This is a genomic window from Lacrimispora indolis DSM 755, assembly GCF_000526995.1.
Taxonomy (GTDB): Bacteria; Bacillota; Clostridia; order Lachnospirales; family Lachnospiraceae; genus Lacrimispora; species Lacrimispora indolis.
This window is the reverse complement of sequence record NZ_AZUI01000001.1, coordinates 5,481,946-5,505,694: the sequence shown is the minus strand read 5'-3', so window position 1 is coordinate 5,505,694 and position 23,749 is coordinate 5,481,946. Positions and strand designations below refer to the sequence as shown.

Here is a 23,749-nt window from a genome sequence, read left to right as displayed (position 1 = left end):
AATTTTAGCAGCTCTTAGAAACCGGAAGTTCTTCACCTTTGATGAACTCAACAAAGCCATTCGTGAAAAGCTGGAAGAATTCAATGCAAAACCTTTCCAGAAAAAGAAAGGAAGCCGGTTGTCTGCATTTATCGAAGAAGAAAAGGACTTCCTCATGCCATTACCCGCTTCCCCGTATGAAACGGCTGTCTGGGGGGCTGCCACCATACAACCAGATTATCTCCTAACTGTCGGGAATTGCAAGTACTCTGTTCCATATGAATTTATTGGTAAGAAAGTAGACATCCGTATTACTGAAAATAGTATCGAAGTCTTCTATCATAACAACCGTATAGCAGCTCACGTGCGTAAAGCGTATTCGCATGATTCAATTTACATGCCGGAACACATGCCGGAAAATCACAGAAAATATTTTGAATACAACACGGAAAGTTTTCTTGACTGGGGCAGGAATGTCGGTCATTACACCCTCATTGTAGTAAAACATTTTTTATATATGCATAAAGTGGAGCAACAGGGATATAAATCCTGTGCATCGTTGATGAAGCTTGCTGACCGTTATGGTATGGAACGTCTGGAAAACACCTGTGCCAAAGCGCTCAGCTACACACCGAGCCCAAGTCTGAAAAATATCAGCACTATTCTGAAAAACGGTCAGGGCAAAGTGGCATTGGAATCAGAATCCGGTAACTTATCAAACAAAGAAAGCTCCAAGTATGGCATTACCAGAGGCGCTTCTTACTACGAAGGAGGTGACCGCTGATGATTCGCCAGTCAACAATAGATAAACTACACGATATGCGCTTATCTGTAATGTCAGACGCTTTTGAAAGCCAGTGCTCAGACCCTGATACCTATCAGGCTTTATCCTTTGAAGACCGTTTTGGAATGCTGGTCGACAAGGAATGGGACAAGTGAAAAAATACAAAGTTGCAAAAGCTTATCCCTAATACAGAATTCCGTTATCCGAATGCGTGCATGGAAGCCGTTGAGTATCACTTGGACAGAAATCTGGACAAAGGCCAGATGTTGGAATTCTCTATATGCCGGTATATTTCAGATAACCATCATATCATTATGAAAGGTGCATCCGGGAACGGAAAAACATACATTGCCTGTGCACTTGGTATAGCAGCCTGCCGGAATTTTATAAAAGTCCGTTATGTCCGCTTGTCGGACCTGTTAAACGAACTGGCAGTTGCGCATGGTGATGATACTCTGAAAAAAGTAATCAAGGCGTACCAGAAAATCGACCTTTTGATTCTGGATGAATTCCTTTTAAGCCCGGTATCCACCGAGCAGACACGGGAGCTTCTCGAAATCATTGAAGCACGCAGTGTAAAAAGTTCCGTTATCTTCTGCACACAGTTTGAACCGAAAGGCTGGTACAGCCGTATTGGAAGTGATTGCGATGCTACTATCTGCGGAGCAATCATTGACCGGATTATTCATAACTCCTATGAAGTAATGATTGACGGTCGTGTATCTATGAGGGAACGTCATGGCATCAAAGCTTCCCGGAAAGGAGCTGCCAATGACTAACTATTGTGCATTCAGCAAGAACAATAAATGTATTAAATGGACTGATTACGAATTAACCCGCCACGAATTAGAAGAAGCTGATGAACTATGTCATGGCAACTGGATAGAAATCCAGCACCTGCGAAATTACATCGAACAGTTACAGGCACTTTTAACGGAGCACGGAATAGAGATTCCATCTGAGTACTAATCAGCTAACTGCACTCGGCTCCGGAAAGGCATGCACCGCTTTTCCGGAAAAAGGTGCTCTAAATTTCCGAAAAGGGTGCTCATTTCAGACGGAATACTCAGCTTTTCCTCTCATCATATAGGATTTCAATCAAATTAACGGGGTGAGGGCCTATTTTGTCATGTGGTATAAACAGTATATATCAACACATGTTGAAACCGTTTGTCTGATGTTAAGACCGGGTGAGAATAGCGTAAAACAGGGCGTTTTGAACCGCTTTCGGTGAGATTTATTAGGATTGGAAACTTAGCAGTTCGCTCTGTGGAAACAGCGCTACCGGCTGATTATGAAGAATGAGCCGAATAGTTGAGTCGTTGATTTAGATGTCGTCTATTGAGACAGTGATTTAGGTGTCGGCGAGAGTTGAGTTCCCGGATTAGATGATGGTGTCGAGGATGAATGCTGGGAGGTGGTCGTGTGGCTGGAAAGAAAAAACTGGTAGAAACCATAGGGAATCCTTACACGGGCGAGCATGCTAAAATTACCGCAACAACTGAAAGTGCCCTGAATAAAAAAATAGAAACTCAGTATAAAAAATGGGGTGCTGAACAAATAAAGTGGGAAAAAGAACAAGAAAAAATCGAACAAGAGAGATATCAATTTGAACGACAAGAAGAAGCATATAGATTAAGCCGCCAGTGCTCTAAAGATTTATCTGCTATAAAGCACAGACTTCTAATTGGAGTCACGGAAGCCTCTGTTCCGGAATACTATGAAAGCCTTAAACGTGTCAGAAGGTACACTCAAATTCATCAAACTCCTAACTTGGATATAATGAAGAAAGACCTGAAGGTTCCGAAGAGAATTGCTTTTATTGAGTCAGTCTTCCCAAAGCGAAAAGTAAATAGAATCCAATTAGAGGATCTGGCGAAAAAAGAATATAACAAGTGGGTTCAAGAGTATGAGCAAGGAAAAATTTCTTATGAAGCGGAACAGGCCCAGTTTAATGCAGGAATTGACAGCAGGCAGAAAGATTGCCATGATGGTAAACCGAGTGAGGTTATGGAATATATCCTTTATGTTTTAAGTAAGGATAGCAAGAAAACACGTGGATATTACATGGGATTTCAACCAAACAACACCGTGTTCTATAGGGAGGGGCTTCTTGTGATTAATGGAGAGTTGCCGGTTATCGATTCCTTGCCTTATTCTGATTATAAATTCAATATAAGAGATGATGAAATTATTCCTATCCAGTTAAAACGTGATGAGGCCAAGAATATATATAACGGCATGATTTACAATTTGGCATTGCGTATGGTGGCAGCAGTGTTTCTCTCTGATAGTAGTGGAATAATTAATAAAATAATTTTCAATGGATATAAAACACGACTTGACACGAGCTATGGAAAATATATCGATGATTGCCTTCTAAGTTTTCAGATATCAAGGCAGGTGTTTGACGAAATTCATATTGTAAACGCCGACGGCAAAGCCGTTATTAATAGAATTAGCGGGAAAATACCAGAAGATTTCGCAAAAGATACACCTACAATAATGGAACCAATATTTGATGATAAGAGTTTGAATAAACTCTATCTTAGGGAGTAACAAAAATAAAGAGGGCAAGTCACCCTGTCGAATTTCTTCAGGGAAACCTGATCTCTTATCCGTTAATATCAATACTGATACCAGAATTGAATTTGCAAAGTAAGCGTCAGATAAAGTCATGTATTAAAAAAGAGCCAACCTTCCATTATAATTAAAGGTTGACTCTATCGACACAGTTTCTGGATCAGCGGATTCCAGAGCATGTATTCTTCCAGGTATTCCGGATATTCCAAAAACGAAGTTCCGGGAATATCATCAAGAATAAACTGGATTTATTTCATTGGACTCAGACCATTGACCTTTGCTGTTTCAATCAGGGTGTATATTACAGCGCTTGCCTCCGCACCTTTGGGGCTACCAGAGAACATCCTGTTCTCTCTGCCAATTGTAAAAGGACGAATACTATTTTCCTCCAGGTTATTTTGATATGATGCAGTTCCCATCCAGCAGGTAATGATAAGTCCTGCTTTCTGATTGGCTGCATAAGTGAATGCTTTTCCAATTTGGTCGTGGGTAAAAGAGACCTCACCGAAAGTCCTTGTGAGTTCCAGACTGGGTAAATCCATTCAGTATGCGAATAACCAAAAAGAAGGACTGATGAATTATCTTCTTAATGGCAACTGCAGCATATCAAACAATCTGGCAGAGAATAGCATCCGGCCATTTACAATTGGCCGGAAGAACTGGCTGTTCTCAGGAAGTCCCAAAGGAGCAGAAGCAAGTGCTGGTATCTATACTCTAATTGAAACGGCCAAAGCCAATGGATTAAATCCATGGAAGTATATCCAATTCATTCTCAGCAATATTCCCGGAACTTCATTCCTTGAATATCCAGAATATCTGGAAGCATATATGCCATGGGATCCGATTATTCAAAAACTTTGCCGTTAACTGACAGCCTTCAATTATAAACAGGGGCTGTCTGTTTTTCTATACACCAACTTATTTGACACTTACTTTCATTCAGTTGTAATCCTTCTTAATAATGGTGTATAATGACTTTATGTATCTTAATAGAAAACTTTATAGAGAAAATATCGTTGAATCATTATATGAATATGAATTGAGGAAGGAAATTTATTGACTAATGGATTTTTCTATAAGACCAAGAGAAACTAGGGATAGAAATATAGCTAGAAGATATGTAGAGTCATTCGATTTACTCAGTTGTTTAAAACAATTAGAGGTTAGCGAAAAAGATATCCTGCAGGCCAGAAAAGAGTATCCTCTTAGATAGTGTCAAGATTTTTTCGCAAATTGTATTTCAACCGTCTGGTAGCCGGTAGTTAGCCGGCTATGATATCAGACTCGTTTTGGAGATCCATTTCTTTTAGATGCTCCATATTCATGTAGCGCTTTGTACCCCATTGGGTCCCTGCTACGTGTCGTAGTCTGGCACATACAAGCATTAAAGCACTTTGCCCATCAGGAAAAGCGCCAATTGCCCGGGTTCTACGTTTGATTTCCCTATTAAGTCTTTCGATGGTGTTGTTGGTGCGAATTCTAGTCCAGTGCTGGCTAGGAAAATCCATGTATGTAAGGGTTTCCTCGATTCCGTCTTCGACCTTTTTAGCTGCCGAAGCTAATTTCATCTCGCGAAGTTTATCAGCTACTTGTTTTGCCTTTTCCTTTGCAGATACCTTACACTCTTGAGCATGAATAGCCTTTAGCAGCATAGAGACTTCTTTCATCTTATTACGAGGAGTGGCCGAAAATATATTCCGATAGAAGTGAACCGTACATCTTTGATACTTTGCATCCGGAAATACTTCTGGAATGGATTCGAGCATCCCAAGGCATTTATCACCAATAATTAGGCGCACTCCAGCCAGGCCACGTTCTTTTAACCATACAAAGAATGTCCTCCAGCTTTCACGATCTTCTTTCATACCTTCTGCTGTGCCAATGATTTCACGGCATCCATCTTCATTGACACCAATAGCAACAAGGATAGAGACATTTTGAACTTCACCACCCCAGCTGCGCTTTAAGTAAACACCGTCAACATAAACATATGGATAAGAACCGCTAAGTTTGCGGCTTCTCCATGTTTCAATGTGTTCATAAGCTTTTTTATTAAGATTACTTATTGTTCCAGGTGAAATTTTAGTTCCCCATAATGCCTCGGTGATATCTTCAACACGGCGAACAGAAACACCCGCGAGATACATTTCAATGAGAGCCTCTTCTACGGAGCATTCTCTGCGGCGATAGCGTTCAATAATGGCAGTTTCGAACGGAACACCCTTTAGCTTTGGCATCTTTAATTTGACCTCACCAGCTGTGGTTTGAAAGTTCCTGCTGTAATGGCCGGAACGATATCCCTTGCGTTCACCGGAACGTTCGTATTTTTCCGCATTAACGAGTTCTTCTGCTTCATGATCCAGCAAGGCATTGAGGGTTTCCTCAACGCTGTTGCGTACTAAATCTTTCAATTCGTTATGGATAAGTTCCTGATTTAATTGTATAATATTATCAGACATGTTCTATAGCCTCCTTTGAGAGTATTTTGTGTGGTAACTTAATTCTACCAAACGGCTATAGACCATGTCTATTTTTATGAAATTAAATTTGCGAAATTAATTATACGTCATCAGGCATAATCATGCTTTCCTATAATCTTTTTTACACACTCCAGAAATGTTGAAACGGTGATAAGGATGACATATTGTAGTAATAAGGACGAAAATCAGGATTAGATCACAAGATGTTGTGTTTTTTTGCTTGAAAATGAGGAAAAACGGAGCTGAAAAATGCGATTTTGGGCCCCGTTTTTTCGCTGTGTCCACGGATGGCATAAGATGTTTGAAGATAAAACCTTTTTAAATTAATAAATAGGAGAGGTGAAAAAATTATCTTAATTGGGAATTTATTGACTAAATTTCCCCCATAGTTATTTCCTTCTCTTTTTTAAGACAAAAGTGTCTCTACTAATCCCGTGCCAAATACGATATAATCAGAGCATAAAGGAGGGGAAAATATGGAGTCATTTGCAAAAAAAATAAAAGAATTGAGAGTGGCAGCTGGACTCACTCAAGAAAATCTTGCAAGACAGTTAGACGTCACAATGAAATCAATACAAAGGTATGAGGGAGGATATAGGCCAGACACTTATGCTTTAGTTAAACTTGCAACATTTTTTAATGTTTCCGCAGATTATTTGCTTGGATTGAAGGGCTATAAAGAAGAGATAGAGGAGCGCGAGTATAAATTAAAGGGAGAAGACGGTTACAATCAATTATACAGCCATTATTTGAAGTGTTTGAATAATTATGAAATAAAAAAAGAAGCGACGTATTTTTGGATTAATTTGAAAGATGATTATATTGGAGGACAAACTCAATGGGTAGGATGGGCAGATGATAAATATAAATTAGAAATCAGAAGATTACGACCAGTAAAGCCAAAGGAAGCGATAGAAACTTGTACACAAGTTATGGGAAAACCTATGGTTATTAATAGTGAGCTAGATGCTACTGTTTTCTTAATATATGGGGGAGAGGCAATAGTACGAGCAGATATATGTGAGCAATATTTACCTGAATTTTTGAAGGATTTTATCAGAGAAAGTCCATAAATAAATGTATTAATAAAACAAGATTTAAAGTAAAATACCGCCACTTCAATTATGGTCATAAATTAATCTTTTATAAGTATTATTTTTTATCTTATAGAAAAATTTATAAAAATATAAAACAAGGAATATTTGATATTTTATACTATATTTAATATGGAGATAGGGTGACAATATGTTAGAAGCAATTACATACCAGGAAATGTTAAGAGATATAAATAATAATCAAATTAAAGAAGATACAATTGGAATTCTTATTACAAGACCTGAGTTAGAGGTAGGTGAAGATATCTTGAAAAGTCTAAATCATTACCATCACCTTAGTGGAAAAAGTAAAAATTTTTATTTACCGGGATATGGGGCTTATTGGTATGGGAGTTATCCTGATGGAAGGGTAGTTACTAAAATAGATGGTATTGATTGGTCATTTAGTGATAGGGTGTTTATTAATTTTATTAACGAGCTTGAGCAGTATAGCACCTGGAAATATTCGGGAGAAAGCGAGCTTCTTATGATTGAATATAAAGATGGTATAGTATCTTTTGAAAATATGATGCGATTTTATTTGGATAATATGCTTCGTGATGGAGCGATTGTATCTGTGCCAGCATTCTTTCAACAATTATTCAGGATACTAAGTGATAAGAGATCAAATAGCGAAATTAGCAATATGCTAGGTATGAACAAAGCGTTTCAAATAACAAAACAAACGGTATTAGACAATATACCACCTGTTCTGTCTAAAATCTTTACACAGGAAAAGTATTTTTGTGTAAAAAATTATAATAAATAGTTATGGATATTCAAACATTTAACAGAAAGGAAAAATACTGAAACTCAGAAATAATGATGCTTGTCAAGGACAAGGGTAAGCGCTTAATAAAAGAGTGCCTTTAAAATTAAAAACAGGATCAGTTATAATAACCAACCCTGAGCCTTACCTCTTACATTCACTTTGTACATCCGCTGACCACGGCATCAGATCATCAAGTAATTCTGGATGGTTTCGCCAATCAGTGTCAGGCATGTAAAGTAATAAATACTCTAAGTAGGTATATACATTAAGACCATTTGCTTTTGCGGTCTCGACGTACTGTATACAGCAGCAGACGCATTCGCTCCTTTTGGAGTGTCTGCGAACAGCCAGTTTTTTCGCCCCACGGTAAATGGACGAATGGCATTTTCAGCTGCATTGTTTGAAATGGAACATCTCCCATCAAGAAGATAATTCTCCATGTAAGGTTTCTGGTTCTTTGCATAGACAACTGCCTTTCCAAGGGCAGATCCCTTGAGATAATTAAGGTTATCAAGCCAACACCAAAAGGCCTCAAGAACTGGTTTTTCTAGTTCAAGACGCTTGCTTAATCGTTCTTCTGTGGTAAGATCTTTTAATCCTTCTTCGATTTTAAAAAGCTGATTGCAGTAATCCCTTCCGATTTCAGCCTGAGTCAATGAAGCCCCCTCGGCTTTCTTTGTAGAGATGGCTTCTACAAATTTTCTTCGTAGGTGAGCCCAACAGCCGCAACGGGTTATTCCGGAAAGTTTGTTGTATCCGGAGTATCCATCTGAATGGACATACCCTTTGAAGTTCTTCAGGAAGTTTACTGCATTGTCCCCGTTTCGGGAAGGCTGGTAATCGTAAAGAACAATTGGTTCTTTTCCATCATTACCGGTACAGTATAACCACATGTAAGATTTCGTCTGTGGTTTCTTACCCTCCTCCTTAAGGACTTGGACAGGCGTTTCATCGCAATGGAGAATATCGCGTTCCAACAGCTTTTGCTGAAGGTGGTCGATGATTGGTTTAAAATAGTCATCCGAGCATCGAATAATCCAGTTAGCCATAGTTGCTCTGCTTAGAGCAATCCCCAGCTGTTCCCAATCCTTTTCCTGTCGGTAAAGAGGGATGCTATTGACATACTTTTGGTACATGACATTTGCCACGGAACTCGCAGATGCAAGGGAATGATTCATAAGTGATGTTGGAGTTTCTGCCTTCACAATATATGGATGCTCAGAGCGCTTACATTTCGAACATTCATAAACAGTCTGTATGTACCTGACGATCCGAAGTTTTGCCGGAATGTATTCCAGCTCTTCACGCAGAACCTGTGTACCAAGTACTTTTAATGGTGTACCACACTGATCACAGAACTGCTCATCTTCTGGTAGTGTACACGGAACTTCTCTTATAGGAAGATCTTTGATCAGTTCTTCGCGTTTGGTTTTTGTATTTTTACGTTTATAACCTTTGACGTCCTTTACTATAGGCTCAGGAAGAGAAGCATCTGCTTCCATTTCAGCTTCGTTGAATAAAGAAAGCTGACCATCGATTTCTTCCTTTGGAGTTTTTTCACTGGAAGAACCAAACTTCTCTTTACGGAGAAACAGGACTATTTCATTTAAGTTGCTTATCTGATTCTGTAGGTCTTGTATTGTGTTTTCGAGGTGCATGATATAAGCCTCTTTATTGTCCATTATAGTTTCAACCCTATATTTTTGATACAATAATTATACCACAAAAGTAGCTAAAAAGCCAGTGAATACAGGCTTTTCTGGCACTGGAAGCTAACAGAACGAAGCCGGTTTAGCTGGCAGAATAACCGTTTTCTGTTCCAGTTCAAGACCTTCCATCAGCCAGCGGAACTGTTGCCATGTGATAGGCTTTACGTCTTCCTCCGAGCGCGGCCAGCGGAAGCTTCCATTCTCCAGGCGCTTGTATAAAAGGCAGAATCCATCTCCTTCCCACAGCAGGCATTTGATCCTGTCACGGCGTTTTCCACAGAATAGGTAAAGTGATGGGGTAAAAGGATTTAAGTGAAACTGCTCCTGTACGACAGCGGCAAGTCCGTCAATCGACTTACGCATATCGGTATAACCGCAGGCAATGTAAATGTCCTTTGCAATAGTAATATCTCCTAACATAAGCAGTTCAGTGCAAGGAGCACAGTCTCAATGATCTGCTGCGTGGCACCATTGTGTATTTCAAGTGATGCAGCCGGAAGATGTATGATTACAGCAGCTTGTGTATGAATAGGTGTTTGCACCTCCAACTTTTTAAATAAAACCGGTTTCTCCATTGGATCAGGCAGTGCTACAGGAATCTTTTCGATTTCCTGTTCACGAATCTTCTTAAGGTAATAATAATAGGACTGTTCTTTGAAACCATTCTGGTCACACCAGGTCTTAACGGGAAGGCCACTGGCCTGGCATTCCGCAATGATCTTTTTCCATTGTTCTCTGCGGAATAAAACTTTTGTTTGAGTAACTTGATCCATAAATGCCTCCATTCCTAGAGCTTGAAAAACTTGAAAAACTATAACTCAAAAAGCTCTAATTATATGGAATTAATTATGACATGGATCTTAATCATTATATAATAAGCACTGTTTTATTAAGCGCTTACGGACAAGGTGGTAAAATTGCTAAAAACAGCCTGACGCCAAGGGGATACTAGGTGCAATGGTCATCCGAATTACAGAAACAGGGAATGTCGAAACCATAGTATTGCTGGAGAAGAAAAGCCAGTAATCAAAGGGTTTAGGGAGTTTAGGCGAGATATTTAGGTGTGCTTTTGTGGTTAATTGGGGTGAAATATATTTTGGGTTACCGTGGTGGGGTAAGGAGAATAAACGTTTTGGTAAAAGAAAGGGGGCTTACTTTTAATGGCTTAATAATGCCAATAAAAGGATTAGAAAATGAGATATGAGCCAGAGCACTTTTATTTTGATTTTAATTATTTAGAACGGAAAAATATTAGTCATGAAGAGGTTAAAAAGTATACACGTTGGGTAGATTCAAATTTCTCAAAGCTTTGTAATAATGGGTGGGACAGCCATCTCAATGTAGAATGGATAATAAGAACATATAAGTCAGCAAAAATGGTAATGGCTTCAACATTGATGTTAAATACGGCATCTTATTGTATTGAGCATAATGCTTTTATTGCAGTACCGTATCTCCTTTATTACGCTTTATTTAATATATCCAGATCATTAGTTTTTGTGGATCCACATCAACCTTGGAGTAGTATTGAAAAATTATCCCGAATTTCGCATTCTAAACTTTCTACAATAACTAAAGATATTATTGCTAAATTAAATTTAAATCTTTCGTTTGAAATTTACACAAAAATTGAGGAATTACGGAATGATAGAGAACTTTTTTCTTATGCGTTTCCTGCTAATGGTTATCAAAGAAAAATTGTTTTTGAGAATGTTGTAGGATGTTGTGGAATTGTAGCAGAGTTAGCTGAATTGACGGGATTTAGAATTCAGAACTATATAGAAAAGCATTATTTAAAAACAGAAGAACAACGTCAAGTTGCCTTAAACACATGGCAAAAAGCCGAGCTTTGTGATTTAGTAGAGGCGTATACATATTCTTCAATTATAGATTCTGAAGATTTATATCGTATTGATTATATAAAACGGAAACGAAAATTTCCCGCATCAATAATTTTTACACTAACCGAAGGAATGACAGAAGATTTTTTTGGTGCATGGTTATCAGAGAATGATGAAATACTTTCAGATGATTATTTCAAACCAGATATTAACTGGAATATAATATATCCAATTCCTTAAAAATATTAAAAATAGTCAACTGCGAATAACCTGTAAGAGATGGGGTAATATTTTACCTCGCTCCAAATTTACATAATCTGATATGCCATGTAGTATAAAAGTTTCGTCTACAGGAATGTGTAGACAGTGGTGTTGCTGAAGCGGAAAGCCTAGTAAATCAAAGGGTTTCAGGGATTTGGGCAGGATATGTAGGTGTGCTTTTGTGATTGAGCAAGGTGAAATATGTTTCCGATTACCGTGGTGGGGTAAGGGAAATAAACGTTTTGGTACAAGGTTTGAATTTTGTAGAATAAGCACTTTTGTCTTGTGGCTTAGAGATAAATTGGAATTTGCAAATTAAATTTCTAAATATAAAGGAGCTGATGATTTTGAACGGAAAAGATGTAAGGATAGGTGCGGGTCTATTAGTTGACGATATAGACAGTATGGTTCGGTTCTACAGAGATATTTTAGGCTTTTATACGGAGTGGACTGGTGGGGATTTCGCAGAGTTTGAAACTAAAAGCGGTTTGTTATCCCTATTTATGTATAGTAGGAAAGAGTTCGTGAAGGCAATCGGGGAAAGCTATATTCCACCAAAAGGAATCAATCAGACGTTTGAAATTGCCCTTTGGTTACCCAGCTTTGCTGATGTGGATATGGAATATGAGCGGTTATCAAAGCTGGGTCTACAATTTCCTACAGGCGAACCTATCACCTATCCTTTTGGCATTCGCAACTTTTATATTACCGACCCTGAGGGAAATCTACTTGAAATCGGTAGTACGAATGAAACATAAATTCCCAGTTATATCGAAATTTGAGAGAGGTGAGATAATGATAACAGGATATTACTGTACACATATTTTCTCCGAAAAAACAGAAGAGCTTATTGAATATTATACACAAATATTAGAAATACCGATTATCAAAACAGATGATGATAATACAAATAGTGTTTATTTTGGCTTTTTCGAAAATATACCTATGATTTGTATATAGGATTGAAAAAGGTGTAATCTAGAACCAACTGGACATCAATCTTTTGTTTTTCATGCCCCAAACCTCGATTCTACAATTGAACACATGAGAGAGAAAAGTGTCGTATTGTCCGATGCAATTAGATATGACTGGGGTACTTATGAAACTCGTCTGAATGATATTGATAGAAATGAGATTGAAGTAATTGAGTTTGTTTGATAAACAACTTCCAATTTGTAAGGTCGGGCAATTGGCTTTGCCATTAATTAAAAGATATTGCAGGGGAAACGGCAACAGGTGGGGGAAAATCTTACCCCATCTAAGAATCCATCAGTTTACTTCTGTCATGTAATATAAAACGTCCGTCTATAGGAATGATGAAACAATGGTAATGATAACATATTGTGGTCAAAAGGGAAGATAACACAGTTTAGCGATTATGTATAACCTTGCAAGTATTTTTTAGAAAAGACGTTGTTGAGTGAGTTTAATACTTTTTTCTAAGATACTATTAAATTGCATTTGTTTGGCAGTACTTATTCAAAGGGGGTATGGAATTTTTCCTTTTTAATACTTAATTAAAGATTAATATGAAAGGTGTGATATTGTGAAGATATATATTTCATCAGATATTGAAGGCATAAGCGGAATTACGGCTATTAATCAGGTATTACCTGGGGAGCGGGATTATCAGAGATCAAGAGAACTTATGACTCAAGAGGTCAATGCCGCTATCGAAGGAGCAATTGAGATTGGTGCAACAGAAATTGTTGTAAATGATCTTCATGGTGTCGGAACTAATATACTTATAGAATCTTTAAACAGTAAAGCTCAATTAATTACTGGTCCATCGCATAAGGGTGCAATGATGGAAGGATTAGATTCATCGTTTGATGCAGCAATATTTATAGGCTATCATTCCAGGATGAATGTAAGTGGGGTTTTGAGTCACTCTTTTCATGGAGGTGTGATTTCAAATATAAATATAAATGGTAAAGATGCTGGAGAGTTTTATATGAATGCATGTGTTGCAGGTCATTTTAATGTTCCAGTTGTTTTAGTATCAGGTGACAACATTCTGGAGCAGGAAGTAAAAGACATAAATTCTGCAATTGAAACAGTTGTAGTCAAAACATCATATGGAAGATATGCAGCAAAATGTTTAACACCATCTGTAGCATCTGAAAAAATAATGGAAAAAAGTAAAGTGGCTTTATTGAATGCAAGAAATATTAACCCTATAAAAATACAAGGGCCACTTGAAATGAGAGTTACTTTCCTTAACAGCGGTCAAGCCGAATCAGCATCAATAATGCCTGGAACAGAGCTTGTTAGCCCCAATATTGTATTATATAGTGGAAAAACAATTATTGATATCTATAGAGCATTAACAGCTATGATAAAAATCGCAAATAGCAATTAATATATTTATTGATGTTGAAAGGTGCAAACAGCTGTTTTTTAGTAAATATTGATTTTATGAATCAAATACTGGAGGATATTCAAAATTCGGAAAATAGATTAAGAAAAAAATATGATGGAGTCCAATATGAAAATCGGATTGATACAAATGCCAGTTGCAAGTGAAAAAGAAAAGAACCTTTCATATGCTGTACAGAGCATTTACGAGTGTACCAAACAAGGCGCAGAGTTGATTATACTTCCTGAAATGTTTATGTGCCCTTATGCCAATAAGGACTTTCCAGTCTATGCCGAACAAGCAGGAGAACAGACGTGGAAAACGCTGTCTGATGCGGCAAAAAATAACGGTGTATTTCTTATTGGCGGAAGTATGCCTGAAAGAGATGGAAACCAGATATTCAATACTTCGTTTGTATTTGCCCCTAATGGAAACGAAGTGGCAAGACACAGAAAAATTCATCTTTTTGACATTGACGTAAAAGGCGGACAGAGCTTTAAAGAATCTGATGTTTTTTCTCCAGGAGACAGCATTACTATGTTTGAAGTTTTCGGTATTAAAATAGGTCTTTGTCTCTGTTTTGATATGCGATTCCCTGAGCTTAGCAGTATTATGACATTGAATGGTGTGCAGATGATCGTTGTTCCTGCTGCTTTTAATATGACAACGGGTCCTGCTCATTGGGAACTTTTATTCCGCCAGAGAGCAGTTGATAACCAATTATATACTATTGGTGTGGCCCCTGCCAGGGATGAAAATGGTCCTTACATTTCATATGGAAATTCGATTGTGGCATCACCATGGGGAGACGTTATTTACCGTGCTGATGAAAAGCCGATAATCATTGTAATTGATATTGATTTGGAAATGAACAAAAGTATACGAAGTCAATTGCCTCTTTTGAGTGCCAGAAGAACGGACCTATACAAAGTTGAGGAAATATAGACTATGCTGTAGGCGCACGATGTGACAGAGCCATTCAAAAAGAGACCTACAGCCTCTTTTAGGTGGAAAAGTAAGTGGTTCGCCAAGGTCAAACTATGTCTTACGAGAATCCGAATTGCTGCCTCAACAAATACAGAATGTTGTATTCTGTTGCAACGGGAGGAGAATTAGAAAAATGAATATCTGATATACAAACAGCGTAAAGGTTGTTCAAGCCTTTACGCTGTTTGTATATGAAGGAAAGAAAAATAAATAAAGAAGGTTATAAAATTGTCAGTAAGTGATTTGGAGAATAGTGTAAATCAAAAGAAACGGGTTGCGTCCTACTGATGTATCAGCACGAAATTTGAAGAACAGCACAAAAGTTTAGAAATGCAAATGAGTTACTATAAAAATTTAATTTTAATAATTCAGAGTGGGAATTCGCAGGCATTTTTTTCGATTGCGAAAGTGGTCTGAGAAAATCCAGGTGTAGTGGATTAATTGATTGGATGGCAATTGTGCGAGCCGGACATATCGATTGTATATGTACGTTAAGGTGAATTATGAGTAAATCAGATAGGATAAGCGTTTTTATCTCTTTTGTCTTAAGACATAAACTAAATGCTGCTAATATAAAATAGACAAGTGTGATATGCTCCAAGAGTAGATTTTTGTGTAGAAGTGTAAGATAATGAACAGGGTGTATAAAAAAATCTAATTACAGAAAATATTTATTGACAAAAATCGAGAGGGAATTGACCTCCCTTAGGCATACGCATTTTTGTTATCATACAACAATAAAAGCAAAAAATCAGCTCAATTGTAAATCGAAATGCAACCCTTCCGATTCCAAATTGAGATAAAATTTATAAATTAGATATAGATACCAGAAGGTTGCATTCTGGCTTACAAAAATGATTGATGTTCTTTCATTGAATGTTGAGATTACCAGTCTTTTCCGTTTCCTTAGATTGCTTGATTCCTATATCCTAAAAGAGTTGGCGGCAGAACGGAGGATATTGGATGTCTAAATTTTTTACTTACGAAGACAGGCTCAGCCTGCAAAAATATCTTAAAGATTCTTTGTCATTTATGGAGATCGCACGCCGCATGGATAAAAATCCAACTACCATCTCCAGAGAAGTGCGTAAATACAGCTCGCACATTGCCACTGGTTATCCCGGGTTTCCTTTCAATGCCTGTAAAAGCAGATTCGATTGCCGGAAGAAAAAAATCTGTGGAAAAGAATGTACTCGTAAATCAGATAGCTACTGTAAGCTGTGCCAGTCCTGTAATGCGAATTGCACAGACTTCCTTGAAGAAATCTGTATGGCAAGATTTCGGGCACCCTATGTCTGCAATGGTTGCCAAACCATTGGTAAGTGCACTCTTCTGAAAACTGTTTATGATGCAGAGCATGCTCACATCCACGCACATGAGAAGATTTCTGCCTCAAGGAGCGGTCTTTGTGTTTCAGAAGAGGAAATCAGCAGGCTCAACCATATCATTACTCCTCTCGTGGAACAGGGGCAATCGGTCAACCAGATCTATATCAATCACCAGGATGAATTGATGTGCAGTGAAAAGACCATCTATAACTACATTGATGCATGTTTGTTTGACATCAGAAACATTGATCTGCCAAGAAAAGTAAAGTTCCGGGAGCGATACAAAAAGCCGGAATTCAAAGTTGATAAAGGCTGCCGGATCGACCGCAATTATAAGAATTTCTGTGAGTTCCTTGAGAAATCCCCTGACACGAACCTTGTGCAAATGGACTCTGTCATCGGGGAAAAAGGAGGCAAATGCCTTCTTACCCTCCACTTTGTGGAGTGCAGCTTCATGCTTGCTTTTTTACGTGATGCGAATACTTCAAAATCAGTAACCGTTATTTTTGATAACCTGCATCAGACACTGGAGCATAAGCTGTTTAAAAAGCTGTTTCCAGTAATTCTGACTGACAATGGAAGTGAATTCTCAAATCCGAAAGCAATTGAGTATGGGCCAGACCGTTTCGCCGGCTTAAGGACCAGAGTATTTTATTGTGATGCTGGGAGTCCATACCAAAAGGGGGCGATCGAAGTAAATCATGAACTGATACGCAGAGTCCTTCCCAAAGGAAAAAGCTTTAACAATCTTACACAGGATGATATCAGCTTGATGATGAATCACATTAATTCTTATAAAAGAAAAAGCTGAACAATCGTAGTCCCTACGAAACCTTCAGCTTTTATCATGGAGAAGAGGTTTTACTAAAACTTGGATGTAATCCGGTTGCCCCCGGAGACATCATGCTAAAACCTGTTCTACTCAAAAAATAATAAATTTGCATGCCGCCAACGTCTAATCTGTCTAAGGAATTAGGGGTGGATTCTCCGATTACAAAAAAATCGAGAGGGAATTGACCTCCCTTAGGCATACGCATTTTTATTATCATACAACAATAAAAGCAAAAAATCAAACTGCATTTCAGTCACAAAGGTGGCTTCTGGTTTACAAAACATGCATTTCGAGTACAAAAGTGGCTTTTCGGTTACAAATATTCAATTGTCATTTACAAAGATGGCTTTTCGAGTTACAAAGTGGCATCTCATCTTGCATTTGAGTTGATGGACAGGGTGCATAAAAAAAATGTTTCTATTTGCAGAAAATATTTATTGACAAACGATAAATATTTGTTTATAATCAAGTAAATCATAAAGAGAGAGGTGCTTTCATGAAACGCTGTTCGACTATCATCCTTCGTTGTGCTGTTGTTTTCGCTGGAGTTGTCATGCTTGCCATATGTGGTGTTATTGCATGGATTGCTTTTTTTGAAAACAGGCCTGATCCATATCACATGGAATATATCGGGTTTATTGGGACATACGCAGCGGCCACACCCTATTATATCGCGCTGCATCAAGCAATGAAATTGTTGAAATATATTGACACAGGCTGTGCGTTTTCGGAATTGTCTGTAAAGTCTTTGGATATTATTACACGCTGCGCTATTGTTGTTTTTATTATTGTTACAGTGGGAGGATTGCCTTTCTTTTATACACTGGTGCAATTAGACGATGATACACCGGGGTTTGTGTTACTGGGCTTGCTAATATCGGGTAGCGCATTTTTAATTGCCGTTTTTACTTCTGTATTGAAACGACTTTTACAGGACGCTGTCGATGTCAAATCGGAAAATGATTTGACGATATGAGGTGACGAATATGGCAATTGTAGTGAATGTTGATGTCATGCTGGCTAAAAGAAAAATGAGTGTTACAGAACTTTCGGAGGGTGTTGGGATAACAATGGCTAACCTTTCAATATTAAAAAATGGCAAAGCAAAAGCGATCCGGTTTTCAACTTTAGAAGCTATTTGCAGAGTGTTAGAATGTCAGCCTGGTGATATTTTGGAATATAAGAATAGCTGAGTGCAAAGATGCGGTTTGTCTTTCCACAGTAGAGAGGTAAAGCCTGTGGAAAAAGAGAAATGGCTTCTTTGTTCTGTTTGTAAGAATAAGACGCGAATACGGATAAGAAATGACACGGAATTAAAAGCTTTCTCAAAGATTACAGAGGCCTTCTGATAAAGCTATTCTACAGTCTTCTTTGGTTGAATGGGCATAAGAAATGAGGTTAGTTGGGAATCAAGGAGCTCATTTTGACCCGGCAGAAATGGTGAGTATGGATGATGTGATGCAGTTTATGTCATTTACAAATATTAAGCGCCAGAATTTCTGGAAATATGCTCTTACGCCAAGGGAGTATTAGGATCAATGGACATCAGAATTACAGCAACAGGGAATACAGAATGTTGCGTTCTGTTGCAACGGGAAGCAAATTAGTAAAATAAATACTTGATACACAAACAGCGTGAAGGTTTGAACAACCTTCACGCTGTTTGTGTATCAAGGAAAGGAAAATATATAAAAAGGTTATAAAATTACCATTGAAACGGGTTCCGGCCTACTGCCAACTGCCGTATCAGCACGAAATTTGAAGAACAGCACAAAAGATTAGAAATGGAAATGAGTTACTATAAAAATATGATCATGAGTGCGTATATAAAAATCTCCAGGCCATCGGTATTGGAAGTATTGCCGTGCATGATTGCTTTGTCAGAGAACTTGCTGGAGAGTATCCCATTCTTAAACAATTGGAAGTAACTGAAATTAATGTATATAAATTGGGCTATCTTGTTAAACGGCTCTGCCTTGAATAAGAATTCATGATTTTAAATAATATACAGAGCTCGCTTACAGTTTTGTATCTGTTTAAGAACACAAATTAACACTAAAAAGTCAATATCAGGATATCAAAGTATATGATTAGGGTATATAATACTTTTTAGTTAGTTTACACTAACTGACGCGTTCAAGGGCATGACGGGAGAAAACAAAGAAAGAGGATGAATTATGTGTAGTGAACAGCTAAAAGTATTATCCTGGCCTGATAAACGCTGTGATGGTGAATACGAAATCTGCAATCGGTGCAGCCCTGAGAATGCACGGTGGAATGAATCTAAATCAGAGCTTACCTTCAGAGCGCAGGAGATCATGCATGAAACATTCCCTCGGAAATTTGATCTGAGTTATATTTCGAACAGATTGTTCGTAAATAAAAGCTACTTGTGCAGAGTATTTAAGAAGGAAACCGGAATGACGCTGCTGCAATATTACAATGAAATACGCTGTGAACATGCCAGGAGGCTGCTGATACATTCTAAGCTCGGCGTTTCTTATATAGCCATCCAGGTCGGATTCTGCAACCTGTCACAATTTTGTTATGTATTCAAAAAGGTTGTCGGAACAACACCTTGTGAATACAGAAAATCATATTTAAAAGCTTTGAAGGAAAAGTAAGCGGTCTAAGCATGTATGTGCGGATCATAAGCGGCTTCGCAGGACGGATATGCAGAACAATGAACACATCACCCAGTAATTATACAGGAGGAGCAGGTATGCATGGCTATAAAAATATTAGTCCACACAACCACCCCGGTGTGCGCTCTGAGAATGCCAGAAAACAGAAGGAATATCTCTGGAGCAGCAGACAGCAGTCTGCCGATCGAGCGGACAGAAACAAAATGGCAACTGATTGGAAGCCTGAATCAATGAGGCTTCCACCAGATAAGAAAAAACAGATAGAAAGGCGGCATGTGTCAGAATATGAAATCCGACCATACAGCGAGTAATCTTTTATCAGTCCTTTTACTGGCACTGAGTATTTTTTTGACCTTTGGCACACAATTTTTGTTTCATGCCTGCAGCGTTAAGGAGGATGGCAGCTACATGCTGTGCCACTGGGCGCAGCGCGCGGTGACGGGTACGGGCGCAGTCCTGATCATCTTGTACATTCTTTGCATGATAGCAAAGGACCGAAAGATCAAAGCGGCATTTATCACGGCCGGGATACCGGTCACTATCCTTGCTATGCTGTTTCCTGATGTGCTGATATCTATGTGTATGTCAGATACCATGAGATGTCATGCGGTCATGCGTCCAGCTGTTCTGGCGGTCTGCTGTGCGATTTTGATAATAACTGCTGTATCGCTGCCGGTGAACCTTAGGAGGAAGAGGTGACATGTCAATTTTTAAAAGTCTTCCGGTTCGCAACTGTCTGCACAGACCTGTAAGAACAGCGGCGATGACAGCGTTGTCGGCACTTTTAAGCTTTTCCGTGCTGGCAGGATCATTGATGATATCAGGTCTGAAAAACGGATTGAACTCTTTGGAAACGCGCTTGGGAGCTGATATCATGGTGGTTCCTTACGAGGCGGTCACGAAGTCCGCTCTAACAGGATTAATTCTTCAGGGTAATCCGGGATATTTCTACATGGATAAATCGTATGTAGACAGACTGTCTAAGGTGAGCGGTATCGGGCAGATGTCAGAACAGTTCTTTCTGGCCTCGTCCACATCCAGCTGCTGCTCTTACAAAGTGCAGATCATAGGATTTGATCCGGCAACAGATTTTACGATTCTTCCGTGGGCACAGCGTACATATAACAAAAAACTTGGCTATATGGAGGTGCTGGTGGGCAGCGGCCTCAATGCATTTATGGGGGATGAACTGACGTTTTACGGCTCAGATGTAAGTGTGGCGGCAAAGCTTGATAAAACCGGAACTTATCTGGATTCGGCTGTATATGCCAACGAAGATACCATAAAAACCCTGATTTCAGCAGCAAAGGAAAAGAAGATATTCGATTTTGGCAGCGTTGATCCGGAACAGATCGTATCTTCTGTGCTGATCAATGTGGCTGACGGTTACTCTGCTGAAGAGGTTCTCAATGATATCAATATCCATGTAAGAGGCGTAGAGGCGGTTCAAACACAGAATATGGTCTCTGATGTGGCGGGTAAGCTTTCGGGCATTTCGGATATTGCTGGAGCACTGGTAGTGGTGGTGTGGCTGTTGGTGCTGACGATTATGGCAATCGCATTTTTTGTGCTGTCAAATGAGAGAAAAAAAGAATTTGCAGTACTTCGCCTTGCGGGTGCCTCAAGGAAAAAGCTGATTACCATTTTAATGGGAGAGACGATACTGGTCAGCGTGTCAGGAAGCACCGCCGGAGCTGCCTTTGCGGTTCTTATGGTCTCTTTATTCAGCAGCCTGATTGAAACATCTTTGAATCTGCCGTTTCTGATTCCGGGGACCGGGAGGCTCTGGATGATGGCTCTCTGTGCGATTGGCGTTTCCGTTGCAGCGAGTTCAGCGTCGGCCTCATTTAGTGCATACAGAATCAGCAGAATGGATACGGCGCTGGTAATGAGAGGTGATAACGGATGATTTTGCAGGCGGAAAAAATAAATAAAAGGTTCATGCGAAAAAACGGCGGAAGCAATTTTTTCTATGCTGTACAGGATATGTCGCTGTCACTTAATTCCGGACAGCTCATCGCTTTATTCGGACGTTCAGGCAGCGGTAAAAGTACGCTTCTTAATATATTGTCAGGTCTTTTAAAACCCAGCAATGGCTGCGTAAAACTGGATGATGACGAGCTGTACAGTATGGATGACAGCAGGCTGTCTCAATACCGTAATGAGCATTTTGGAGTTATTCCCCAGGGACAAGCTGCATTACAGTCACTTTCAGTATTGGATAATGTACTTTTGCCGTGCACGCTGTTCCGTGCAGCCGATACCGGCGAAGAAGAGCGGGCTATGGCGCTTCTTGAAGAGACCGGCATAGGTAATTTAAGAGATGTAAGACCGTCAGATCTGTCAGGAGGAGAGATGAGGCGCATGGCAATTGCCAGGGCGCTTATACGAAACCCGGATGTAATCCTGGCTGATGAACCGACAGCTGATTTAGACGATGAAAATACAGAGATCGTTCTAAAGCTTTTGAGAAATATGGCGGACCAGGGGAAGATAGTTTTTGTAGCAACCCATGACAAGGATACATTTGGTTATGCCGATTCTATCTATCGCATGGATGCCGGAATAATTAAGAAAGAAAGGTGGATTTGATGCAAAGAAAAGAAGTCAGGATAAACAGGCTGATTGCCATGCTCATCATGGTGTGCTGCCTGCTTACTTATATGACACAGACTGTGCATGCAGAGGAGTCTTACTATGCTACCTGGGCTGAATACCAGGAGTCGGGGCAGCCTGCTTCGACCTGGAATGATGTGGTAGATGCCATGGAGGCTGTATTTGAGACAGGCAAGGAGTACTATGCAGCAGGAGATGCCAAGGCGGCCTATGATTGTATCAATCATGGCTATTATGGGTATTATGAAACGACCGGTTTTGAACGGATAGCTATGGGGTATATATCCGGCTCCCGAAAGACAGAGATGGAGCTGCAATTTTCGGCCTGTAAAGCCATAGCCAAAAAAGGGGGCAGTATCGATGATTTCAATGAAGAGGTAGATCTGCTTGCATCAATGCTTCGTGAGGATGCCAATGTTTTAGATGGAACAGCATCCGGCGATGATTCTTCTGGCTCATCATCATCGTCTTCGGGCGGAACATCTGCAGCTGTAGCAACATTTACCGCGTGTTTTTCGATCATACTAAGGGAAGGCTTTGAAGCTATCCTCATCGTAGGCGCCATCATAGCATATCTGGTAAAGTCTGCGGGTGATGACAGAAAGCGCCGCAGGAAGCTGGTGACTCCGGTCTATATAGGATCGGCCGTAGGTATAGTGGGGAGCTTCGTGCTTGCATGGCTTTTAAACCAGCTGAAACTAGCCAACAGTGCTTCACAGGAGGTTATAGAAGGAGTTACAGCTCTGACAGCTGTGTGCGTGCTTTTCTATGTAAGCAACTGGATGCTGTCTAAATCTGAGACAGATGCATGGACTTCATATGTTAAGACCAAAACTGAGAAGTCCACTGCGAGAGGAAGCAGCTTTGCACTGACATTTACTGCATTTTTAGCTGTTTTCAGAGAGGGGGCAGAGGTGGTGCTGTTCTACCAGCCGATGCTGGCAAACAGTAATACCGGAAGCGTATGGGCAGGTTTCATAATCGGCTGTATATGCCTGGTGTTCGTTTATCTTGCGATTCATTTTCTCAGCATTCAGATTCCGATCAAGCCATTCTTTACTGCTACCGGCGTGCTGATGTCACTTATGTCCATATCATTTTTGGGCGCAGGCATTAAGGAACTGATTGAGGGCGATGTCATCACCATGATGTCTCCTGAATGGCTGGCATGGATTCCGACCAATGATGTTCTGGATGTTCTGGGCATCTACCCGACAGTTCAGACCCTGCTTCCGCAGCTGATTCTTCTGGCTATTGCGGTGACACTGTTTATCATACAGACCAGAAAGAATCGCGCCATCCATATCGAAGCGGAAAAGAATCGTGCGCAGGAGCGCCTGGTACTTGAAGCCGAAGAAAAGAAAGCAAAGCATGAGGCCCTGAAAAAAGAGGTAATGGAAATACTCGACGAGCTGCATATTCAGAGAGAATGATCCTGCAGCGGAAGTTTTAATCACGCTAATTCCTGAGACAGCAGTA

Annotated in this window: 24 protein-coding genes and 3 pseudogenes; 22 read left to right on the top strand and 5 right to left on the bottom strand. The window is 39.5% G+C overall.

The window, feature by feature from the left end; all coding sequences use genetic code 11:
* Window positions 1–118 precede the first annotated feature (118 nt).
* The 5 genes from K401_RS33720 (at window position 119) to K401_RS0126775 (ending at window position 3,322) form a co-directional block, all read left to right on the top strand.
* Entirely contained in the window at window positions 119–763 is a 645-nt protein-coding gene (locus K401_RS33720) for a Mu transposase domain-containing protein (RefSeq protein WP_242842335.1), read from the top strand.
* Window positions 763–918 carry a hypothetical protein gene (locus K401_RS33980; RefSeq protein WP_330363180.1) on the top strand — a complete coding sequence of 52 codons (156 nt, stop codon included), beginning with the start codon at window positions 763–765 and terminating at the stop codon, window positions 916–918. Before K401_RS33720 ends, K401_RS33980 begins: the two co-directional genes overlap by 1 nt.
* A gap of 60 nt (window positions 919–978) precedes the next feature.
* Window positions 979–1,542, top strand: a complete 564-nt coding sequence (locus tag K401_RS31555; protein WP_334291571.1) for an ATP-binding protein — start codon at window positions 979–981, stop codon at window positions 1,540–1,542.
* Window positions 1,502–1,732 carry a mobility-associated LCxxNW protein gene (locus tag K401_RS34115; RefSeq protein WP_334291570.1) on the top strand — a complete coding sequence of 77 codons (231 nt, stop codon included), beginning with the start codon at window positions 1,502–1,504 and terminating at the stop codon, window positions 1,730–1,732. The genes K401_RS31555 and K401_RS34115 overlap by 41 nt, the downstream gene beginning before the upstream one ends.
* A gap of 456 nt (window positions 1,733–2,188) precedes the next feature.
* Window positions 2,189–3,322: a hypothetical protein gene (locus K401_RS0126775; protein ID WP_024295828.1), complete on the top strand. Its 1,134-nt coding sequence runs from the start codon at window positions 2,189–2,191 to the stop codon at window positions 3,320–3,322.
* Between the two features lie 272 nt (window positions 3,323–3,594).
* On the opposite strand, the gene K401_RS34110 is transcribed toward K401_RS0126775, so the two are convergent.
* Window positions 3,595–3,888 (bottom strand): IS66 family transposase, encoded by a 294-nt coding sequence (locus K401_RS34110; protein ID WP_024295827.1) that lies wholly within the window; start codon window positions 3,886–3,888, stop codon window positions 3,595–3,597.
* On the opposite strand from K401_RS34110, the pseudogene K401_RS32100 reads away from it, so the two are divergent.
* A pseudogene (locus K401_RS32100) lies at window positions 3,827–4,213 on the top strand (IS66 family transposase); the annotation flags it as partial. The gene K401_RS34110 and the pseudogene K401_RS32100 sit on opposite strands and share 62 nt — an antisense overlap.
* A gap of 395 nt (window positions 4,214–4,608) precedes the next feature.
* On the opposite strand, the gene K401_RS0126765 reads toward K401_RS32100, so the two are convergent.
* Window positions 4,609–5,805, bottom strand: a complete 1,197-nt coding sequence (locus K401_RS0126765; RefSeq protein WP_024292811.1) for an IS256 family transposase — start codon at window positions 5,803–5,805, stop codon at window positions 4,609–4,611.
* 497 nt (window positions 5,806–6,302) lie between these two features.
* Between K401_RS0126765 and K401_RS32095 the strand changes: the two genes are divergently transcribed.
* Both K401_RS32095 and K401_RS0126755 read left to right on the top strand, forming a co-directional pair.
* Complete coding sequence (locus tag K401_RS32095) at window positions 6,303–6,899, top strand: helix-turn-helix domain-containing protein (RefSeq protein WP_024295825.1); 597 nt, start codon at window positions 6,303–6,305, stop codon at window positions 6,897–6,899.
* Window positions 6,900–7,071: 172 nt separating this feature from the next.
* Window positions 7,072–7,689 carry a hypothetical protein gene (locus K401_RS0126755; RefSeq protein ID WP_024295824.1) on the top strand — a complete coding sequence of 206 codons (618 nt, stop codon included), beginning with the start codon at window positions 7,072–7,074 and terminating at the stop codon, window positions 7,687–7,689.
* Between the two features lie 144 nt (window positions 7,690–7,833).
* On the opposite strand, the pseudogene tnpC reads toward K401_RS0126755, so the two are convergent.
* The 3 genes and pseudogenes from tnpC to tnpA all read right to left on the bottom strand — a co-directional run bounded on the left by tnpC (window position 7,834) and on the right by tnpA (window position 10,174).
* A pseudogene (tnpC, locus tag K401_RS31545) lies at window positions 7,834–9,374 on the bottom strand (IS66 family transposase).
* A 90-nt stretch (window positions 9,375–9,464) separates the two neighbouring features.
* Window positions 9,465–9,821 carry an IS66 family insertion sequence element accessory protein TnpB gene (gene tnpB / locus K401_RS0126745; protein WP_024292370.1) on the bottom strand — a complete coding sequence of 119 codons (357 nt, stop codon included), beginning with the start codon at window positions 9,819–9,821 and terminating at the stop codon, window positions 9,465–9,467.
* Window positions 9,815–10,174 carry an IS66 family insertion sequence element accessory protein TnpA gene (gene tnpA / locus K401_RS0126740; protein ID WP_024292369.1) on the bottom strand — a complete coding sequence of 120 codons (360 nt, stop codon included), beginning with the start codon at window positions 10,172–10,174 and terminating at the stop codon, window positions 9,815–9,817. Before tnpA ends, tnpB begins: the two co-directional genes overlap by 7 nt.
* Window positions 10,175–10,594: 420 nt before the next feature.
* Here tnpA and K401_RS0126735 point away from each other — a divergent pair, with 420 nt between their 5' ends.
* The 14 genes and pseudogenes from K401_RS0126735 to K401_RS0126670 all read left to right on the top strand — a co-directional run bounded on the left by K401_RS0126735 (window position 10,595) and on the right by K401_RS0126670 (window position 23,703).
* Window positions 10,595–11,482 (top strand): hypothetical protein, encoded by an 888-nt coding sequence (locus tag K401_RS0126735; RefSeq protein ID WP_024295823.1) that lies wholly within the window; start codon window positions 10,595–10,597, stop codon window positions 11,480–11,482.
* A gap of 368 nt (window positions 11,483–11,850) precedes the next feature.
* A complete protein-coding gene (locus K401_RS0126730) occupies window positions 11,851–12,261 on the top strand; it encodes a VOC family protein (RefSeq protein ID WP_024295822.1) in 411 nt (136 codons plus the stop codon).
* Between the two features lie 788 nt (window positions 12,262–13,049).
* Complete coding sequence (locus tag K401_RS0126720; protein WP_024295821.1) at window positions 13,050–13,865, top strand: M55 family metallopeptidase; 816 nt, start codon at window positions 13,050–13,052, stop codon at window positions 13,863–13,865.
* A gap of 126 nt (window positions 13,866–13,991) precedes the next feature.
* A complete protein-coding gene (locus tag K401_RS0126715; RefSeq protein WP_242842334.1) occupies window positions 13,992–14,807 on the top strand; it encodes a carbon-nitrogen hydrolase family protein in 816 nt (271 codons plus the stop codon).
* A 1,005-nt stretch (window positions 14,808–15,812) separates the two neighbouring features.
* A pseudogene (locus K401_RS31535) lies at window positions 15,813–17,110 on the top strand (IS30 family transposase).
* Between the two features lie 395 nt (window positions 17,111–17,505).
* Window positions 17,506–17,985 (top strand): DUF2975 domain-containing protein, encoded by a 480-nt coding sequence (locus tag K401_RS0126705; RefSeq protein ID WP_024295819.1) that lies wholly within the window; start codon window positions 17,506–17,508, stop codon window positions 17,983–17,985.
* A gap of 10 nt (window positions 17,986–17,995) precedes the next feature.
* Window positions 17,996–18,202 (top strand): helix-turn-helix domain-containing protein, encoded by a 207-nt coding sequence (locus K401_RS0126700; protein WP_024295818.1) that lies wholly within the window; start codon window positions 17,996–17,998, stop codon window positions 18,200–18,202.
* Entirely contained in the window at window positions 18,203–18,358 is a 156-nt protein-coding gene (locus K401_RS34290) for a cysteine-rich KTR domain-containing protein (RefSeq protein WP_367401698.1), read from the top strand.
* Between the two features lie 828 nt (window positions 18,359–19,186).
* The gene (locus tag K401_RS34285; protein ID WP_024295817.1) at window positions 19,187–19,633 is read left to right on the top strand and encodes a helix-turn-helix domain-containing protein; all 447 of its coding nucleotides are present in this window, start codon (window positions 19,187–19,189) and stop codon (window positions 19,631–19,633) included.
* 98 nt (window positions 19,634–19,731) lie between these two features.
* Entirely contained in the window at window positions 19,732–19,965 is a 234-nt protein-coding gene (locus K401_RS33310; protein ID WP_024295816.1) for a hypothetical protein, read from the top strand.
* Window positions 19,940–20,353 (top strand): DUF4418 family protein, encoded by a 414-nt coding sequence (locus tag K401_RS0126685; protein WP_024295815.1) that lies wholly within the window; start codon window positions 19,940–19,942, stop codon window positions 20,351–20,353. The genes K401_RS33310 and K401_RS0126685 overlap by 26 nt, the downstream gene beginning before the upstream one ends.
* 1 nt (window position 20,354) lies before the next feature.
* Window positions 20,355–21,563, top strand: a complete 1,209-nt coding sequence (locus K401_RS0126680; RefSeq protein WP_024295814.1) for an ABC transporter permease — start codon at window positions 20,355–20,357, stop codon at window positions 21,561–21,563.
* Entirely contained in the window at window positions 21,560–22,246 is a 687-nt protein-coding gene (locus tag K401_RS0126675) for an ABC transporter ATP-binding protein (RefSeq protein ID WP_024295813.1), read from the top strand. Before K401_RS0126680 ends, K401_RS0126675 begins: the two co-directional genes overlap by 4 nt.
* Window positions 22,246–23,703 carry an FTR1 family iron permease gene (locus K401_RS0126670; protein ID WP_024295812.1) on the top strand — a complete coding sequence of 486 codons (1,458 nt, stop codon included), beginning with the start codon at window positions 22,246–22,248 and terminating at the stop codon, window positions 23,701–23,703. Before K401_RS0126675 ends, K401_RS0126670 begins: the two co-directional genes overlap by 1 nt.
* Window positions 23,704–23,749: the final 46 nt, after the last annotated feature.

Coding starts and splice junctions, on each gene's coding strand:
- K401_RS33980 (WP_330363180.1), top strand. CDS start 763: ATGATTCGCCAGTCAACAATAGATAAACTACACGATATGCGCTTATCT.
- K401_RS31555 (WP_334291571.1), top strand. CDS start 979: ATGGAAGCCGTTGAGTATCACTTGGACAGAAATCTGGACAAAGGCCAG.
- K401_RS34115 (WP_334291570.1), top strand. CDS start 1,502: ATGGCATCAAAGCTTCCCGGAAAGGAGCTGCCAATGACTAACTATTGT.
- K401_RS34110 (WP_024295827.1), bottom strand. CDS start 3,888: ATGGATTTACCCAGTCTGGAACTCACAAGGACTTTCGGTGAGGTCTCT.
- K401_RS0126765 (WP_024292811.1), bottom strand. CDS start 5,805: ATGTCTGATAATATTATACAATTAAATCAGGAACTTATCCATAACGAA.
- K401_RS32095 (WP_024295825.1), top strand. CDS start 6,303: ATGGAGTCATTTGCAAAAAAAATAAAAGAATTGAGAGTGGCAGCTGGA.
- K401_RS0126755 (WP_024295824.1), top strand. CDS start 7,072: ATGTTAGAAGCAATTACATACCAGGAAATGTTAAGAGATATAAATAAT.
- tnpB (WP_024292370.1), bottom strand. CDS start 9,821: ATGTTAGGAGATATTACTATTGCAAAGGACATTTACATTGCCTGCGGT.
- tnpA (WP_024292369.1), bottom strand. CDS start 10,174: ATGGATCAAGTTACTCAAACAAAAGTTTTATTCCGCAGAGAACAATGG.
- K401_RS0126735 (WP_024295823.1), top strand. CDS start 10,595: ATGAGATATGAGCCAGAGCACTTTTATTTTGATTTTAATTATTTAGAA.
- K401_RS0126715 (WP_242842334.1), top strand. CDS start 13,992: ATGAAAATCGGATTGATACAAATGCCAGTTGCAAGTGAAAAAGAAAAG.
- K401_RS0126705 (WP_024295819.1), top strand. CDS start 17,506: ATGAAACGCTGTTCGACTATCATCCTTCGTTGTGCTGTTGTTTTCGCT.
- K401_RS0126700 (WP_024295818.1), top strand. CDS start 17,996: ATGGCAATTGTAGTGAATGTTGATGTCATGCTGGCTAAAAGAAAAATG.
- K401_RS34285 (WP_024295817.1), top strand. CDS start 19,187: ATGTGTAGTGAACAGCTAAAAGTATTATCCTGGCCTGATAAACGCTGT.
- K401_RS33310 (WP_024295816.1), top strand. CDS start 19,732: ATGCATGGCTATAAAAATATTAGTCCACACAACCACCCCGGTGTGCGC.
- K401_RS0126685 (WP_024295815.1), top strand. CDS start 19,940: ATGAAATCCGACCATACAGCGAGTAATCTTTTATCAGTCCTTTTACTG.
- K401_RS0126680 (WP_024295814.1), top strand. CDS start 20,355: ATGTCAATTTTTAAAAGTCTTCCGGTTCGCAACTGTCTGCACAGACCT.
- K401_RS0126675 (WP_024295813.1), top strand. CDS start 21,560: ATGATTTTGCAGGCGGAAAAAATAAATAAAAGGTTCATGCGAAAAAAC.
- K401_RS0126670 (WP_024295812.1), top strand. CDS start 22,246: ATGCAAAGAAAAGAAGTCAGGATAAACAGGCTGATTGCCATGCTCATC.